Source organism: Leuconostoc pseudomesenteroides KCTC 3652 (genome assembly GCF_014634745.1).
GTDB lineage: Bacteria > Bacillota > Bacilli > Lactobacillales > Lactobacillaceae > Leuconostoc > Leuconostoc pseudomesenteroides.
Window position 1 is genome coordinate 176,002 of sequence record NZ_BMBP01000002.1, and the last position, 17,180, is coordinate 193,181.

Sequence of the window (17,180 nt, forward strand, 5' to 3'; positions counted from 1 at the left end):
TTCGTTTGTCAAACTATTTTGGGTTATAATATAATTTATGGCTATTACAATCAAAGACATTGCAAATAAAGCTGGCATTTCAGCCGCCTCCGTCTCACGAATTTTAACTAATCGCGGGCGTTTTAGTGAGGCAACCGCACAACGCGTTCGACAATTAGCCCACGAAATGGGATACTATAAAAATCAATCGGCCGCCGATTTATCACAAAAAGAAAGTCGCGTCATCGGTGTATTGGTACCAACCACGCACACTAACTTTGCTGATGAAATCATTAAAGGCATGCAAACAAAGGCTTTCGAATTAGGTTATGAATTATTGATTGCTTTCGTTGAAACGGACAGCCAGCAGCAAATCAAAACTGTTAAATCATTGCTTTCTCGGCAATTATTAGCGGTTGTCATGTTAGCGATTGATATTGAAGATCCTGTTTTTGAAGTCTTAACAAAAGCTGACGTGCGTTTGCTGAGTGTCTCTAACCAACTCAATAACGTCATTCCCTCTATTTCCTCTGATAACTACGCCATGATGCACACTATCGTGGATTATTTATACAATCAAGGGCACCGTAAAATGGCCTTAATCGGGGCGTCCAATCCAGATCCAATTGTTGCTATTTTAAGACGAAAAGGGTTTATTGATGCGTTGCTAGATCATGGGATTACTTATAATCCCGACTTCATTTGGGGTGTTGAAAACGCTTACCAAACTGGTTTAGATGCCATCAAAAAATTTGGCAATCCCCTGCCATTCACGGCTGCAATTGGCTCAGCAGACATTATCAGTATCGGGTTACTCAATGGGGCGAAAGATGCTGGTATTGCCGTCCCAGATGATTTATCAATTGTGACCATTGACGGGACAGAACTAACCCAAATAACACGTCCTATCCTAACAGCTGCGCAACAAAACTTTGCACAAATGGGAGAATTAGCTATTACGACTCTCGCCGATCAAAACCTGTCGCCGCACACCATCATTTTTACTGATATCACACTCAAGCCAGGCGATACAGTGGCAAACATTAATTAGAACAACAAAAGAGTGTCAGTGCATAAAAACACTGACACTCTTTTTAGTTATCTATTGCATTTTAGCTTCAATATTTGCTAAGGTCACTTCTGAAGTAGACTCAAAATTCAAGTCCGCTCCTGACAAAACATCTGCGTTACCAATGGCTAGTGATGTCTCACCTGCGCCATTGATTGAGACAATACCAGCAGCTGAATCTTCCAATCCAATTACATTTTCTGGATTTAAATGTAAGACTTCCGCAGCACGAACGAAGATTTCAGGATCAGGTTTTCCCTTTGTCAAAGTGGCGGGATCAACAATGCCAACAAAATACTCGGTCAATCCCAAATGATCTAGAATCATTGGTGCGTTTTTAGAAGCTGATGCCACCGACATTGTATAGCCAGCTGTCTTAGCCGATTGAATAAAATCTTTCATGCCAGGTAAAATATCATCTTCCGTCAATGTTGAAATAAGTTGTTGATAATTATGATTTTTCTTTTCTGCTAATGCTTCTTTATCTGCTTGAGAAAAATCATCGGCATGATCCCCAGCATCCAAAATCATTTGCAAGGAAGCCATACGACTGATGCCTTTCAAACCTTCAGCCAATTCTGGTGTCCAAGTTGTGCCAACCTCATCAGCTGTTTGATGCCAAGCTTCGCCATGAAAACGCGCCGTATCAGCAATAACCCCATCTAAATCAAAGGCAAAACCTTTAATATCTGAAAATTTAGCCATTTTTATTTATCCTCACTTTTTTTAATTTGGTAAGTTACAGTATATGTTTTTGTTTCATTTGCTGGCAAAACAATATCACCAAAGTCTTCATGATTAACCGCGTCAGGCAAGGTCTGCATCTCAATAGCAAGCGCTGTTTTAATGTCGCTGCTATCGTCAGGATTGGCAGTGAATACAACCACACCATTGCGATCTGAATCCACTGTCAAGGTCAAACTTTCATCGGGTGAAGTTAGTCCTACTCCCTCCCCTTGACGGCTGGGATCTAATACCCAAGCATCATCATAATGCTCTTGTCCCAAGGCATGCAAATGCGCAAAATCAAATTTTGTATTTTGATTATCAATCACGTTACCGGTTGGAATCGTGTGATTATCAACTTCAAGATGTTGACGTGACGCAATTTGTAATTTATGCTGACTGATATCTTGATCCTTACCAACTAAATTAAAGTAGACATGCGTCATTGGATTGAACAATGTATTCTCGGTTGAAACGCCACTAAATATAATGTCTAAACGATCTTCATCGTCCAATCGATAAGTCACTCGGGCAGCTAATTGACCGGCAAATTCATCATCAAAGGTACGTGTAAAATTAATTTCCGCCGCTGTACCCAAATTTCTTGCTTCACCGTGCCAATTAACCGCATCAAAACCATTGATGCCAGAGTGTAAAACATTGCCATGATCATTTGGTGTTAATGTAAAATGTGCACCCTCAATATCATAATCAGTTTTTGATAGACGTCCACCAACACGGCCAATTGTGTTTCCAAAATGGAATGGATTATCTAAATACGCGGCTAAATCATCAAATTGTACTAATAATTCTTGTTTGACACCATCACGTTCAACGGAAAATGACTGCCAAGTTGCCCCGTATGAAATCGCAGTAATCTGTGTGTGATTGATGTTTTCTAGGGTAAACGCCGTCACGACCTTTCCGTCAGGTAATTGTCCAAAATCCTTCTCTACTACTTTCATGATATCCTTTCCTGCTATACAGCAAATGAGCGATTCCTCGCTCATCATCATGCTTATTACTTTGTCAATTCGACATCTTGCCCTAATAGGTCAATCACTAATGGTTCACCTGAAATCAAGTCAACATGTGCACCTTGACCATCAACTGACACTTCCAAAACATGACCGCGGAATACCAAACGGAAAGCATATTTTGTCCAATTCTTTGGCAAGAATGGCTTCAAGTGGAGTTTACCATCACGAACACGCATGCCGGCAAATCCTTGCACAATCGCTAACCATGAACCCGTCATAGCAGTTATATGCAAACCATCTGACGTATCATTATTATAATTATCTAAGTCCAAACGGGCCGCACGTTCGTACATTTCAACTGCTTTATCTTCCATTTGTAAGTCAGCAGCCAAAATTGAGTGAACAGATGGCGACAATGATGACTCATGCACTGTCAATGGTTCATAGAATTCAAAGTTGTTACGCTTTTCTTCTTCTGTAAACGCGTCTGGGAAATAGAACATGGCGTGTAATGTATCAGATTGCTTAATATATGGCGAGCGCAAAATGCGATCCCATGACCAGTTTTGGTTAATTGGACGAATATCTTGTGGCATATCAGCGATTGGAGTCAAATCTTTATCCAAGAATGTATCGTGTTGAACAAAGATATGCTTTTTACCTGTCTTGGTTTCAACATCAGCCTCTGGCAAATACATTTTATCAACAATTTCTTGCCACTTTGCTAATTCTTCATCTGTCAAAGCCAACTTAGCTTTTTCATCAGCATTAATTTCATCGTAGTGTTCAAGTGAGTATTGCAAAACCCATTTTGCCATCCAATTTGTATAGAAATTGTTATTAACATTGTTTTCGTACTCGTTGGGACCCGTGACACCATGAATCATGTACTTATCGTTTCGGGCAGAATAGTGGACACGATCTGCCCAGAAGCGGGCGATATTATACAAAACTTGTGCGCCATAACCGTCAAGCCATGAGTGATCTCCCGTGATGTTTGTATAATTATAAATCGCATAAGCAATTGTCGAATTACGGTGAATTTCTTCAAAAGTAATTTCCCACTCGTTGTGTGACTCAATACCATCAAAGGTCACCATTGGGTACAAAGCACCCTTTAAGCCTTGTTCTTTGGCATTGTGGAATGCACCATCCAACTGATCAAAACGATATTGTAGCAATGAACGGGTCACAGACGGATCAGCAACACCAAGGTAAACAGGAATAGCAAATGCTTCGGTGTCCCAATACGTGGCACCACCGTACTTCTCGCCAGTGAAACCTTTTGGTCCGATATTCAAGCGTGGATCATTACCATAGTAGGTTGAGAATAACTGGAATAGGTTGAAGCGAATACCTTGCTGCGCCGCATCATCTCCTTCAATTTGAACATCAGCTTTTTCCCAACGATTAGCCCATTCTTGCGCATGCGCTGTGTATATGTCGTCGTATGTTTGTGCGGCAAGATCCGCAGTTAGTGTTTCACCTGCTTTAATCACTTGAGCTAGGCCATCATAATCACGTGAAGTTGTCACAATCACGCGCTTTTCAAAACTAACTGAACCTTTAGCTGGTACTTCAATGTCAAAGTTATCAGTCACTTCTTTTTCAGAGCGGTTCACACCATGCTTTTCACCGCCAACAAAGCTCTGACGGGCAACAACTGTAAATTGTGGCACACCAAACGGATTTTCAATCGTTTGCGTAGCGATAAATGATGAATTAGTGTCATTACCCGCATCCAAAACTTGCCAAAACTTCTCATCATAATTTGAATCTTCATTGACAACGTCAGCATCAATACTAGCATCAAAACGAATTGTGTGCGCTTGACCATCAGCAGATGACAAGTCATAGTGAATATCTGCTAGTTCCTTCACTGCTGCTGAAACTAAGCGCGTGATTTTAAACGTCACGCCAAACACAGTAAATGTTCGATTCAAAACACCATTTTTCATATCCAATGATACTTCAAAATCAGTCACATCATTCTTAGCTAAATCAACTTGATTGCCATCAACGTAAATGTCTGCTTTGACATAGTTTAGCGCATTGATAGCTTTTCCAAAGTAAAGTGGATAACCATTTTTCCACCAACCGACACGTGTTTTATCTGGGAACCAAACACCACCAACGTAAATACCTTGATGTGTGTCACCGGAATAGACTTCTTCGAACATACCACGCATGCCCATGTATTCGTTGCCCAAACTCGTCATAGATTCTTGGAGACGTTTATCTTCGGGATTCAAATCATGTGATGTAACTGTCCAAGGATCAACTTCAAAAATTCGTTTCATAAGACTTTCTACCTCTTCAATTTTTCTAATGCTTAGCTTCAGCGCTAATATCTACGACGACTAATCGCACATATTAACGCCGAAGCGTTAGCCATTATTGTGCATCTACTGGATTACTGTGAATTTCATTGATAAATCCAACACTGACTGCACCAATTAACATTAAGATTCCTGATACCAAAATCATTGATGGGAAATGTGAACCAAGTGCAGGAAATAGTGCAAAACTAGCAACCGAGGCTACAATTTGTGGTAAACAAATTGAACCGTTAAACAATCCTAGATAAGTACCCATGTGATCACCAGGCAATGCGTTGGTTACCATAATAAATGGATATGCCATCATACCTGCCCATGAAATACCGATTAAAATAAATGAACCAATCAACAAATACTGTGAGTGAATAAAGAACACTGATGTGAACCCGATTGCCCCCAAAAATAGTGACAAAGCATAACCTGTTTTGTTTTTGTTTGCTGGAATCTTTGATAATACAAGCGACCACACGACGGCTGCAATGGCATAAACCGCTGACATGATACCAAACCAGTTTCCACCATTTTGGTAACCAGCCGTTGTTGGATCAGTTGCATGGAAAATATTGTCTGCCACAGCACCAGTACCGTATGTCCACAAATATTGGAATGCCATCCAGCAGAAAAACTGAGTCAAAGTAACCATCCAAAATGTTTTTGGTGCACGCTTTAACAAAGTCAAGAAGCCACCTTCACCATCATCTGGTGTATTCAAAGCATAACCATGATATAGCTCATAAGTGGCATCATCGTATTCTTTCACGTTAAAGACTGCAATCAGTGAAAAGACAACTAAGACAATCGCACCAACATAGAATGAAATAATCACAGAAGCTGGCACCTGACCTTTAGGTGCTGTATTAGCAACACCAATGGCCGTCAGTAAGAATGGGAAAATGGTTGCCAGCACAGACCCTGTATTAGATAAGAAACTTTGGATTGAGTATGCGTATGACTTTTGGTCTTCATTAACCATGTCACCAACAACCATCTTGAAGGGTTGCATTGCAACATTAGAGCTCAAATCCATGAACAAAATTGTAATCGCTCCAAACCACAAACCAGCAGTAGTTGAAAAACCAAAACTACCTGAATTAGGCAACAAGAACATCACGATAACTGACACAAGAGCGCCAACCAATAGATAAGGCATTCGACGACCAAAGCGCTTTGTCCAAGTGCGATCTGAGAAATAACCAACTAGTGGTTGAACAAACAGCCCTGCTAATGGTGGTAGGATGAAGAAAAATCCTAACTTAGTGGGATCAGCACCCAATGTCTGAAAAATACGTCCCATTTGGGAACTCTGCAATGAAAACGCCATCTGCACGCCCAAAAATCCAAAACTCAGCATCCAAATGGTGCTTAGCGGCAAGTTTGGCAACCCCTGCCCTTTTTTCTTATCTGCCATAATTACTTCCTCCAAAAATTATTTTGAAACATAACTTGTTTGCTCTAATCATGCACCATTTCTATGAACAATTCGTGATGAAACTGTATTTTCTTCATTAGAAATGAGACACATATTTTTGGGCATCAAATCATGTAACCGTTTACATTTTATAGTATAAAACATTTTGATAATTAATGGAAGCGTTTGCACAATGTTAACGGTAACATCATCACAAATTTGTTGTTTCTCGAACAACTATATCTGGTAAAATGCTGGTATTTTCTACTTCTAAGGTGTTTTCTGATTCAATCTGAGAAATAATTTGTGCGACAATTTTTTCAGCAATTAAGGCAAACGGTTGTCTCACAGTAGTTAATTGCGGTTGAGTCAGCTGATCAATGAACACACCATCAAATCCGATTACGCCACATTCACGCGGAATATGATAAACACGCTGAACAGCACGCAACACACCAAGTGCAATCCGATCAGTCGCACAAACAATCGCAGTTGGTAATTCGAAATTGTGCATTAAGTTCGTTAATAGCGTATCCGCTAAGTGGGCATGATTTTCAGTTTGATAAACGTTAACACGACCGCCTTTTTGTGCCATAACTGCTCGATACCCAGCTTCACGTTGCTTAGCAAAAGGTAAATCTAACGATAAACCAATATAATAAATATCACGATATCCCTGCCGCCACATATATTCAGTCGCTTTTTCAATCCCAGCTTGATTATCCACGTCAACAGATGATAAGGGAGAATTTGGTGGCGCTGCGCCATAAAGTATCACTGGCACATCAAGCGTTTGTAATTTTAATAAATCTTCTTGTCGCCAACCGCTGACAATTATCCCGTCAATACTTTGTGTCTCTGCCGTAATATCTAAGCTAATTTCTAGTGTGTAGCCTTTTTGTTGTAAATTATGAGCTAATCGAATCAATAATTTGGCATAATTCGGTTCAACTGTTGCAACATCTTCTAAAAGTAAGAAACGAATGACATAATGGCGTTGGTTGACCAATGCCCGTGCGACTTGATTTGGCACATAGCCGACGGCTTCAATTGCTTGTTGTACTAATGTCATCAGTTCAGGTGATACTTGATCTGGATGATTAATTACACGGCTAACTGTCATTTTTGAAACATGCGCCTTTCGCGCAACATCGCTTAAATTCACCATGTCTCATCACCAAATTCAGGTAAACGATACGGCACAATCACGCTTGTTGCCTTAGTTTGCTCCAGCACAGAACGCTGATCGTTAAACAATAATCGGACCGCTTCACTGCCCAAGCTACGTGGTAATACATCAACTGAGTAAAAGTCCTTACCACCCAGTCGTGCATATTCAGAACGATTAAAAGCTATCGTTGGCAATTTTGGATGTGTGGGCAAATGCGCTTGCGCCTGATTACGTGCCAGATAGCCGATTTTGTCATCACTAGCAATAATGCCGTCAATTTCGTGGTGCAATTCGAAATAACTTTCCAATACCTGTTTTTGCGCTTGAAAATCAATTGGTAATGATAAGACTTGACCGTCTGGTTGTGCAATATGAAAGCCGATTTCACGATTTCGCTCATAACGCCAATCAGCCAACGTACGAACAAAGAGCGGTGCTTTTAGATTAAACTGGTCAACTAGCTGCCTAGTTGCTTCTTCCCCAGCTCGGCGATTATCATTATCAACATATAAAACATCATTAGCTTGCTCGGGTTCACCTGTAACAACAACACGGGCGTTGTTTTCTCGTAATAATTCAGAAATCGGATCATTTTCAACAGTGTAAAGTAGTATAAAACGGCGAACTTGTCCAGCTTCCACCATCATTTTAACGGCATTGTAGACTTCAGACCAATTGCTGCCCGTCGCAGTAGTCAATAAGTATTGTCGCGCAACAAGTTGAGAATTAATCCCAAATAGTAATTGCATGGCAAAATCATTTTCAGCACTACCTGCAGCTTGTGGTTGAAAAACAACCCCTACCGTGTTGCTTTCACGCTGTGTTAAGTTCCGTGCAGCAAAATTTGGCGTATAGCCCATATCTTGTGCAAGTTTTTTAATACGTTCCTTTGTTTTAACACTAATTTTCGGTGAATCAGCCAACGCGCGCGAAACCGTTGAAATAGCAACTCCGGATTTATTTGCAATATCTTGTATTGTTACCATAGCGACCTCCTGTACACGTTATTTTAACATGAAAAAGATTGGGACTGACGCCCCAATCTTTTTTAACCTTTGACCGAGCCACTTGTCACACCAGAAACGTAGAATCGTTGCAACACAATAAACAAAATCGTAATTGGAATTGCAATAATCACTGCCCCCGCAGCGAAACTCATGAATAATGAATTGGCCGTCTCTTTAGTCATCATCGAATATAATCCGATTGCAACTGTATAATTTTTAACATTGTCACCCATAATAACCTGAGCAAAAATGAAATCCATCCAAGGACCAGTAAAAGCTGTCAATGCCGTAAAGACAATGATTGGTTTAGATAATGGCAAGGTAATTTTGGTAAAAATTTGCCATTTGGTTGCACCATCTAGCATGGCACTTTCATCCAATGAATATGGAATCGTGTCAAAAAATCCTTTTTGGATGTAAAATCCCAAACCAGCGCCAGATACATAAACTAATATTAGGGCGAATAAACTTTGCGTTAAACCAGCTGCTTTCAAAATATAATAGATAGCAAACATTGCCATAAAGCCCGGAAACATGTTCAAAACTAAGGCAACCTTCAAAAAAGGACCCTTTAACTTAAATCGTAAGCGACTCAATGAGTATGCCATTGCTAACACTAAAGCTGTGGAAATAAAGCCGCTCACAATCGACACAAATAACGTATTCAAGAACCAGCGACCAAAAGGATATTGTGAGTTGGTAAAAAGTTGTACGTAGTTATGAAAGGTGTAGGTTTTTGGCCAAAAATAGTTTACAAACGCGCCACCTTCGCCACGGAAACTAGTCAATATAATCCAGAGAATGGGCACGACCCAAACAATTGCCATGACAGTCAATAATAGATACAAAATCATTGTATTACGGCGTTTTACGCCTTTTAAGCTATGCATTGTTATGCCTCCATTCCAGAATTTGATATTTTCTTATAAGCAATCAATGAGAATGTTGCGGACAAAATGAAGATTAAGATACCAATTACCGAAGCTAAGTTATAATCAGCAGTATTCAGAGTTAAATTGTATAACCAAGTAATCAGCAAATCAGTTGATCCAGCACCGTAATAATTAGAATTAGCTGGTCCACCACCTGTTAACAAGTAAATCACGTTAAAATTGTTCACATTACCAATGAACTGTTGAATCAAACTCGGCGCCATCACAAACACAATTTGCGGAAATGTGATTGACCTGAAAATTTGAAATTTATTAGCGCCATCAATTTCTGCTGCTTCAATTTGTTCTTCGGATTGATTCTGTAAGATCCCCGTTGTCACCAACATTGTAGCTGGAATACCAATCCATAGGTTAACAACAATAATTGTAAACTTGGCAAACAATGGATTTGTGAAAAATGGTAACGATGTTTTAATCAGACCTGAGTTGATCAGTAATGTGTTAACTAATCCACCGTCAGCAAACATATTGTTCATAATCAGTAAACTAATGAAGGCTGGAATCGCCATCGTTAAAATGAAGATAGTTCGAAAAACTTTTTTACCTTTGATGCCCTTAGCATTGATCATCATCGCCAAGATAACGCCAAAGAAAAATGAAGTTACTGTTGCTGCAACAGCCCAAATTAATGTCCAAGCCAATACTGGGAAAAAGGTATTGGCCATTTGCCCTGAAATAACATTACCAAAATTCGCAAATCCGACCCAACTAAATAAATTTTTGGGAGGCAAGTGGTTGTGATCGTATGATGTAAAAGCAATCGCAATCATATAAATTAATGGCAAAATAGTAAAGAACAAAACACCTGTCATTGGAATTGCCATCAAAGTCACATGCATTTTTTCGTCAAGCAAGGATGCTAAGTCTTGCTTCAACGTTGGCAGTGTCTCACCGTCTTGTTTCAATTCCCATATTTTACGCGCCGATCCCAAATTAGCACGATATAAGAGAATAAACAGTACCGTAATAATGACAGCTAGCATACCCCATAGTAGCAAAAGCATCGAATTATCACCCGCTTTTAATACAGAAATCCCTAACTTTTTGTCATACACCAAACCCTGTGCATGTGTTCCCAGCGTTATCATGTTGTGATAAGCTTTTAATCCTGTCGTGAATAACCACGCCACCCAAGATATTTCTAGTAATAAAAAGATGAATCCTTTGAGATATTGCTTATTGGCAATGTTGGCAGCTCCCATAATAATATAAGAAGCCTTAGTTGCACCATCTGCTTTTTTAAATAACTTTGTTAGTGGTATATGCGCTTCAAAAGTCGAATGCTTTTTTCTTTTAAACATCTTTCTTTCCATCCTTCATAAGTATGTACACAGTGAGTGATAGCCACTCACTGCTTTCCTTTTATTTAACTGATTTTGAAGCATTTTTAACCAAAGTGGTTAGCTTTGGCAACATTTGACTGTCTGAAATCTTGCCCTTGTATGTGTCGTTAAACAAGGCATCAGCTGATGTCCAGAAGTTAGCCATGGCTGGTGATTTAGGCATTGGTGTTGAATAACCTTTCTTCGACATATCAACAACCGCCTTTGCAAGCGCATCATTTTGAATATCTTGAGAGGCTTGAACTTTTTTAGATGATGGAATGTAGTGCGAATTTTTGAATCCTAGCTCTTGTACCTTATCACTTGATAAGTATTTCGCTAATTTCATCGCTGCCAAAGGCTGCTTAGTATCTTGCTTAACACCGAATAACTTAACACCCAAGAACGCCTGCATCTGTTTTTCACCTGAACCCAAGTCAACTGTTGGATATGGTGCAATGCCTAAGTTGTCCCCTAAGGCTTTTTTATAGTCATTGTATGACCATGGACCAGACAAAGTTGCCGAAATTTTGCCTGATTGTAACAGACTCAATGTGTTCGTGCTGGCTTGAACAACGCCCGGATTATCTTTTTGAGCTTTCATCCACTTCAAAACGGACACACCTTTTTTGTTGTCAATATTTGTACCCTTTGCTTTTTCACCATTAGCACCATACAACGTATCTCCGGCAGTGTAGAATAGTGGTGAGAAAATGTAGTTAGCACCAGCTGATGCTAAATTTGTTCCCACTTTTCCCTTAGATGTCAAACTAGTCCAAGATTTAATATCATCATTACCGAGTTGCGTTTTGTTATAATACAAGACTTGTGACTCAATGCCATAAGGATAACCGTACACCTTGCCCTTATAGGTTGCCCCTTTCATCGCATTAGAAATTTGTGTTGATTTAAGGCTTTTAGCATATTTGGTATTTTGATAAATTAGTCCCTGAGAAGCTAGCGATCCAATTTGATCATGTGGAAACATGAATACATCTGCAGCAGCCGATGGGTCCTTTTGCAAATTCTTTAATGCATCAGTTGAGCTTGTGTACTTAATAGTCACCTTGATGCTAGGATTCGCTTTTTCAAAATCTTTGACAGCTTGAACATAAGTTGGTTTTGTACTTGTATCTACCCACAACTTCAACTTTTTCGTCTTGGCAGCATTTACTGTTGGGGTATCAAGTGAAACACTCAATAATCCAACGGCAGTTGAAGCCGTCAGCAATGTTACCATTGCGCCAGTCGTCACGCTCATCATTTTTCTCATGATGTTTTTCCTCCAGAAAAATTCTCTTTGTATTTTTGATTACGCAATCATCATAAAACATTTATCCAAGTAATGCAAGCGCTTACATTTTTATTTTTTATGAATTGGTCTAGACAAGCTATGATATTTTTATTGATAATAATTGAGCATATAAAGAAGTATTTTTTTATTAAGTATGAATTATCTATGATTTTATTATTGAATTAATCACATTTTTCACAAGCATATAAAATTTGGTATAACACTTTTGTGGAAACGCTTGCATTTATTTTTAAATATGCTAATCTAATTCATGTAAGCGCTATCATTTTTTTATAGTTGCGATACCCGATATTAAAAAAACGAGGAAGAAAAAATGGCTGAAATTCGTTTGGAACACATCAATAAAACATATCCACACATGTCCACCCCATCTGTGGCAGATTATAATCTTCAAATTCACGATAAAGAGTTTATCGTGTTTGTCGGTCCGTCTGGTTCTGGTAAATCAACTGTTTTACGCATGATCGCCGGCTTGGAGGAAATCTCTGGTGGTGAATTTTTCATTGACAATAAATTAATGAATGATGTTCCACCTAAAGACCGAGATATTGCGATGGTTTTTCAAAACTATGCCCTCTACCCACATATGAGCGTGTTTGATAATATTGCTTTCGGCCTCAAATTGAGAAAAGTACCCAAAGCTGAAATCACACAGCGTGTTCAAGACGCAGCGAAAATTCTTGGCATTGAAGACTACCTTGATCGCAAACCCGCTGATTTATCTGGGGGTCAAAGACAACGTGTGGCAATGGGTCGCGCAATCGTTCGCGATGCGAAAATTTTGTTAATGGATGAACCGCTATCTAACCTCGATGCAAAATTACGTGTTGAAATTAGAGCAGAAATCACTAAGATTCACAAGCGAATTGGTGCCACTACTATTTATGTGACGCATGACCAGACAGAAGCTATGACACTGGCTGATCGCATTGTTATTATCGACCACGGTGACATTCAACAAGTCGGTACACCGCAAGAACTCTACAATGAACCTGCTAACATTTTTGTTGCCACATTCATTGGTATGCCATCAATGAATATGATTTCTGGTCAGTTCAGTCATGATATATTGACCACAAAAGATGGCTTTAGTCTGAAAATTCCGCTTGGTATGGCTAAACAACTCACTGCCCGTGGCTACGAAGGCAAACAAGTTGTATTTGGTGTCCGACCGGAAGATATTCACTCCGAGCAAGTAGCACTTGACACCTATCCCGAAAGTAAAGTAACAGCAACTGTTACCATTGCAGAACTAATGGGCGCCGACTCAATGTTGTATACGCAAGTTGGTTCACAACAACTGATCGCTCGTGTAAATGCTCGCGATTACAATCAACCTGGTGCCTCAGTCGAACTCGCTATTAACACCAATAAAGGACACTTTTTTGATGCCGATACGACACAACGTATTGTCTAAAACTTCGCATATTTCCTGACAGTTTAATCTATTAACGAGGCAATTATTTATGAATAAAGCAGCAATTTATCACCGCCCTGAATCTGAATACGCTTATTTATATACAGCAGATGAATTACGATTACGAATTCGAACAGCAAAAAATGATATTCAATCAATTAGCGTCATTGCTGGAGATCCCTATAATTGGCAGAACGGTACTTGGCAAAAATCGGCCAATGTCGTCATGAAAAAAACACTTGTCACTGAAACACATCAATATTGGCAAGCATCATTAACAGCGCCTTTCAACCGTTTAAACTATGGCTTTATTTTAACTGACAGTCTCGGCGATTCCATTTTTTATGGTGATCAAGGATTTGAAACACTCACATCCTCTTCAAATGATGACAACAGTTTGATGGGTGCTAATAATTATTTCAAAATGCCCTATTTTCAAGAAATTGATCGTTTTAAAGCACCAGAATGGGTCAAAAAAACTGTATGGTACCAAATTTTTCCTGAACGGTTTGCCAATGGTGACACATCAAATGATCCATCTGGAACATTACCTTGGCGGTCAGGTGATCATCCCACCGCTGAAAGTTTTTATGGCGGGGACTTGAAAGGTATCATCAACCATTTAGATCACTTCAGTCAACTTGGTATTAACGGCTTGTATCTCACACCTATTTTTAAAGCACCTACTAATCATAAATATGATACGCAAGATTATTTTGAAATCGATCCACATTTTGGTACAAAAGAAGATTTTAAATTATTGGTTGAAAGAGCACATGCGGCCGGAATTCGAGTGATGCTTGATGCCGTGTTCAATCATATCGGTGATCAAAGTCCTCAATGGCAAGATGTTATTGCTAATGGTCGTCAATCAAAATACGCTGATTGGTTTCATATTCATGACTTCCCTGTGCGTTATACGCCGACTGATAATTTTGAATATACTGCAGACGCAAATTATGATACATTCGCATTTACGCCGCACATGCCAAAACTTAATACCGCTAATCCAGAAGTACAAGATTATCTGATTGACATCGCGACCTACTGGATAAAAGAATTTGATATTGATGGCTGGCGTTTGGACGTGGCAAATGAAGTTGATCATCATTTCTGGAAAAAATTCCGCAGAGCCACTACGGCCATCAAGCCTGATATTTATATACTTGGTGAAATTTGGACAAGTGCACAATCATGGTTGCAGGGCGATGAATTTTCGGCCGTCATGAATTATGCTTTCACAGGGTCAATTGTTGACTTTTTTGCCAAACAACAAATTTCGCCCTCCCAGATGGTCCATAAACTCAATGCACAACTAATGCTAAATCGTGATCAAACCAATCAGGTCATGTTTAATCTACTTGACTCACATGATGCGCCACGCATTCTAACCGTAGCACACAATAATAAGACCATTGTGAAACAAATGTATACTTTTATGTTTTTACAGCAAGGTACGCCTGATATCTATTACGGTAGCGAATATGCAATGAGTGGTCAACAAGATCCAGATAATCGCCGGCCTATGGTTTGGCAAAGTGATCAACAAGATGCAACGATGTATGACTTTTTGAAGCAACTGATTCAGCTACGTCATGATTATCAAACTGTCTTGTCTGAGGGTACACTGTCCTGGGAGACGGATGATAACAAAAACATTGTTGGTTTCACACGTCAGCTAGGTCAAACAAAGATATTCGCAATATTTAATGCTGGGAATACAAATTACGAAATACCAACATCAATTGATATATCTCACATCATTTCAGAGCAGTTGTACAACAACCACATCATTCAGCCTAACGGCTTTCTTGTGACGATTTCTAATCAGTAAGGAGTTTTTTTATGACAGCACCTTGGTGGCAATCAGCCGTTGTTTATCAAGTATATCCCCGTTCATTTCAGGACACTAATCATGACGGCATCGGCGATATTCAAGGCATTATCTCACATCTTGACTACTTGCAAAAACTAGGCGTTGATGCAATATGGCTATCACCAGTTTATGCTTCTCCAAACGATGACAACGGCTATGATATCAGTGATTATGAAAATATCATGGCTGAATTTGGTACCATGACCGACATGGAAGCTTTAATTCATGATGCTCGTGAAAGAAATATCAAAATCGTGATGGATCTGGTATTAAATCATACTTCTGATGAGCATGCTTGGTTTATTGAATCAAAGCGAAGCCGTGATAACGATTATCGAGATTTTTATATCTGGCGAGATGCTAATCATAATGCTGCCCCGAATGATCTACATTCTGCATTTGGTGGTAGTGCCTGGACATTAGATCCACTCACGAATCAATATTATTTACATCTATTTAGTCCAAAACAACCAGACTTAAATTGGACCAATCCTGATGTCAGACAAGCAATCTATGCCATGATTAATTTCTGGATTGACAAAGGCGTTGGTGGTTTTCGTTTAGACGTCATTGATTTGATTGGTAAAATACCAGATGACAAAATAACCGCTAATGGGCCTAAGCTCCATGACTACTTAAAAGAAATGAACCAAGCAACGTTTGCTAATCATGATTTGATGACAGTTGGCGAAACTTGGGGTGCGACACCTGACATCGCCAAATTATATACGCGTCCTGACCGAAAAGAACTATCAATGGTTTTTCAATTTGAACACATAACTCTCGATCAAGAATCTGGTCAAGACAAATGGTTTTATATTCCATTAGATGTTAGCAAACTCAAGGGGGTCATGACTAAATGGCAAACACAGCTCAACAGTGATGATGGTTGGAATTCACTTTTTTGGAACAATCATGATTTGCCTCGGATTGTATCACGATGGGGTAATGATACGATTCACCGTGTGGCATCAGCAAAAATGTTGGCAATTTTACTGCACATGATGAAAGGCACGCCCTACATTTATCAAGGCGAAGAAATTGGGTTAACCAATACACCAGTCAAAGATATTTCAGATTTACGAGATATTGAATCATTAAACTATTACCATGACTCACTCAAAAATGGCTATCTCTCATCTGATGCAATACTTGATCAAATTAACCATAAAGGTCGTGATAATGCAAGACGACCTATACCTTGGCGCAACAGCCTAAACGGTGGTTTTTCTGATGTTGATCCTTGGATTGATGTTAATAGCAATTACCCTGATATTAATGTTGAAGCCGCTTTGAATGATTCCAACAGTATTTTCTACACTTATCAAAAATTAATTACGCTTAGACATCAAAACCCAATTGTTGTCTATGGTGATTTTGAGCTCATTGATACAGTTGATCAAGTTTTTGCCTATTACCGACACTATCATGATCTAACTTGGCTAGTTGTGACTAATTTCAGCAATCAGACCAATACGTTTACAAGTGAAGATCACATAGAAGCCACCATAGTTGCAAATTATGACGAACCCAAAAATTTGCATAATAAAATACTTCAACCTTACGAGGCATTTGTGGTTCAAGTCACGACAAAATTGTAATTTTGGAGGTATTTATT

At 39.3% G+C, this 17,180-nt stretch carries 13 protein-coding genes; 4 read left to right on the forward strand and 9 right to left on the reverse strand.

What is annotated here, in order from left to right; genetic code table 11:
- The first annotated feature begins 37 nt into the window (after window positions 1–37).
- On the forward strand, window positions 38–1,030 hold the full coding sequence (locus IEU65_RS03165; RefSeq protein ID WP_010294164.1) for a LacI family DNA-binding transcriptional regulator: 993 nt from the start codon (window positions 38–40) through the stop codon (window positions 1,028–1,030).
- A gap of 51 nt (window positions 1,031–1,081) precedes the next feature.
- On the opposite strand, the gene pgmB is transcribed toward IEU65_RS03165, so the two are convergent.
- The 9 genes from pgmB to IEU65_RS03210 form a co-directional block, all read right to left on the reverse strand.
- Complete coding sequence (pgmB, locus tag IEU65_RS03170; protein ID WP_010294166.1) at window positions 1,082–1,753, reverse strand: beta-phosphoglucomutase; 672 nt, start codon at window positions 1,751–1,753, stop codon at window positions 1,082–1,084.
- A gap of 2 nt (window positions 1,754–1,755) precedes the next feature.
- Window positions 1,756–2,739, reverse strand: a complete 984-nt coding sequence (locus IEU65_RS03175) for an aldose epimerase family protein (RefSeq protein ID WP_010294168.1) — start codon at window positions 2,737–2,739, stop codon at window positions 1,756–1,758.
- Between the two features lie 56 nt (window positions 2,740–2,795).
- The gene (locus tag IEU65_RS03180; protein ID WP_188352227.1) at window positions 2,796–5,054 is read right to left on the reverse strand and encodes a glycoside hydrolase family 65 protein; all 2,259 of its coding nucleotides are present in this window, start codon (window positions 5,052–5,054) and stop codon (window positions 2,796–2,798) included.
- A gap of 94 nt (window positions 5,055–5,148) precedes the next feature.
- A complete protein-coding gene (locus tag IEU65_RS03185) occupies window positions 5,149–6,501 on the reverse strand; it encodes an SLC45 family MFS transporter (RefSeq protein ID WP_010294172.1) in 1,353 nt (450 codons plus the stop codon).
- A gap of 211 nt (window positions 6,502–6,712) precedes the next feature.
- On the reverse strand, window positions 6,713–7,669 hold the full coding sequence (locus IEU65_RS03190) for a LacI family DNA-binding transcriptional regulator (protein WP_010294174.1): 957 nt from the start codon (window positions 7,667–7,669) through the stop codon (window positions 6,713–6,715).
- Window positions 7,663–8,658, reverse strand: a complete 996-nt coding sequence (locus IEU65_RS03195; protein WP_010294176.1) for a LacI family DNA-binding transcriptional regulator — start codon at window positions 8,656–8,658, stop codon at window positions 7,663–7,665. The genes IEU65_RS03190 and IEU65_RS03195 overlap by 7 nt, the downstream gene beginning before the upstream one ends.
- A gap of 62 nt (window positions 8,659–8,720) precedes the next feature.
- A complete protein-coding gene (locus IEU65_RS03200) occupies window positions 8,721–9,569 on the reverse strand; it encodes a sugar ABC transporter permease (protein ID WP_010294179.1) in 849 nt (282 codons plus the stop codon).
- A gap of 2 nt (window positions 9,570–9,571) precedes the next feature.
- Window positions 9,572–10,933 carry a carbohydrate ABC transporter permease gene (locus IEU65_RS03205; RefSeq protein ID WP_010294182.1) on the reverse strand — a complete coding sequence of 454 codons (1,362 nt, stop codon included), beginning with the start codon at window positions 10,931–10,933 and terminating at the stop codon, window positions 9,572–9,574.
- Window positions 10,934–10,994: 61 nt separating this feature from the next.
- Complete coding sequence (locus IEU65_RS03210; RefSeq protein ID WP_010294184.1) at window positions 10,995–12,227, reverse strand: extracellular solute-binding protein; 1,233 nt, start codon at window positions 12,225–12,227, stop codon at window positions 10,995–10,997.
- 355 nt (window positions 12,228–12,582) lie between these two features.
- On the opposite strand from IEU65_RS03210, the gene IEU65_RS03215 reads away from it, so the two are divergent.
- From IEU65_RS03215 to IEU65_RS03225, 3 genes are read left to right on the forward strand one after another with little or no spacing between them, the layout of a single operon-like run.
- Window positions 12,583–13,686, forward strand: coding sequence for an ABC transporter ATP-binding protein (locus IEU65_RS03215; RefSeq protein ID WP_010294186.1), 1,104 nt, complete (start codon window positions 12,583–12,585; stop codon window positions 13,684–13,686).
- A gap of 49 nt (window positions 13,687–13,735) precedes the next feature.
- Window positions 13,736–15,520: a glycoside hydrolase family 13 protein gene (locus IEU65_RS03220; RefSeq protein WP_010294187.1), complete on the forward strand. Its 1,785-nt coding sequence runs from the start codon at window positions 13,736–13,738 to the stop codon at window positions 15,518–15,520.
- A gap of 11 nt (window positions 15,521–15,531) precedes the next feature.
- The gene (locus tag IEU65_RS03225; RefSeq protein ID WP_010294189.1) at window positions 15,532–17,163 is read left to right on the forward strand and encodes a glycoside hydrolase family 13 protein; all 1,632 of its coding nucleotides are present in this window, start codon (window positions 15,532–15,534) and stop codon (window positions 17,161–17,163) included.
- The last annotated feature ends 17 nt before the right edge of the window (window positions 17,164–17,180 follow it).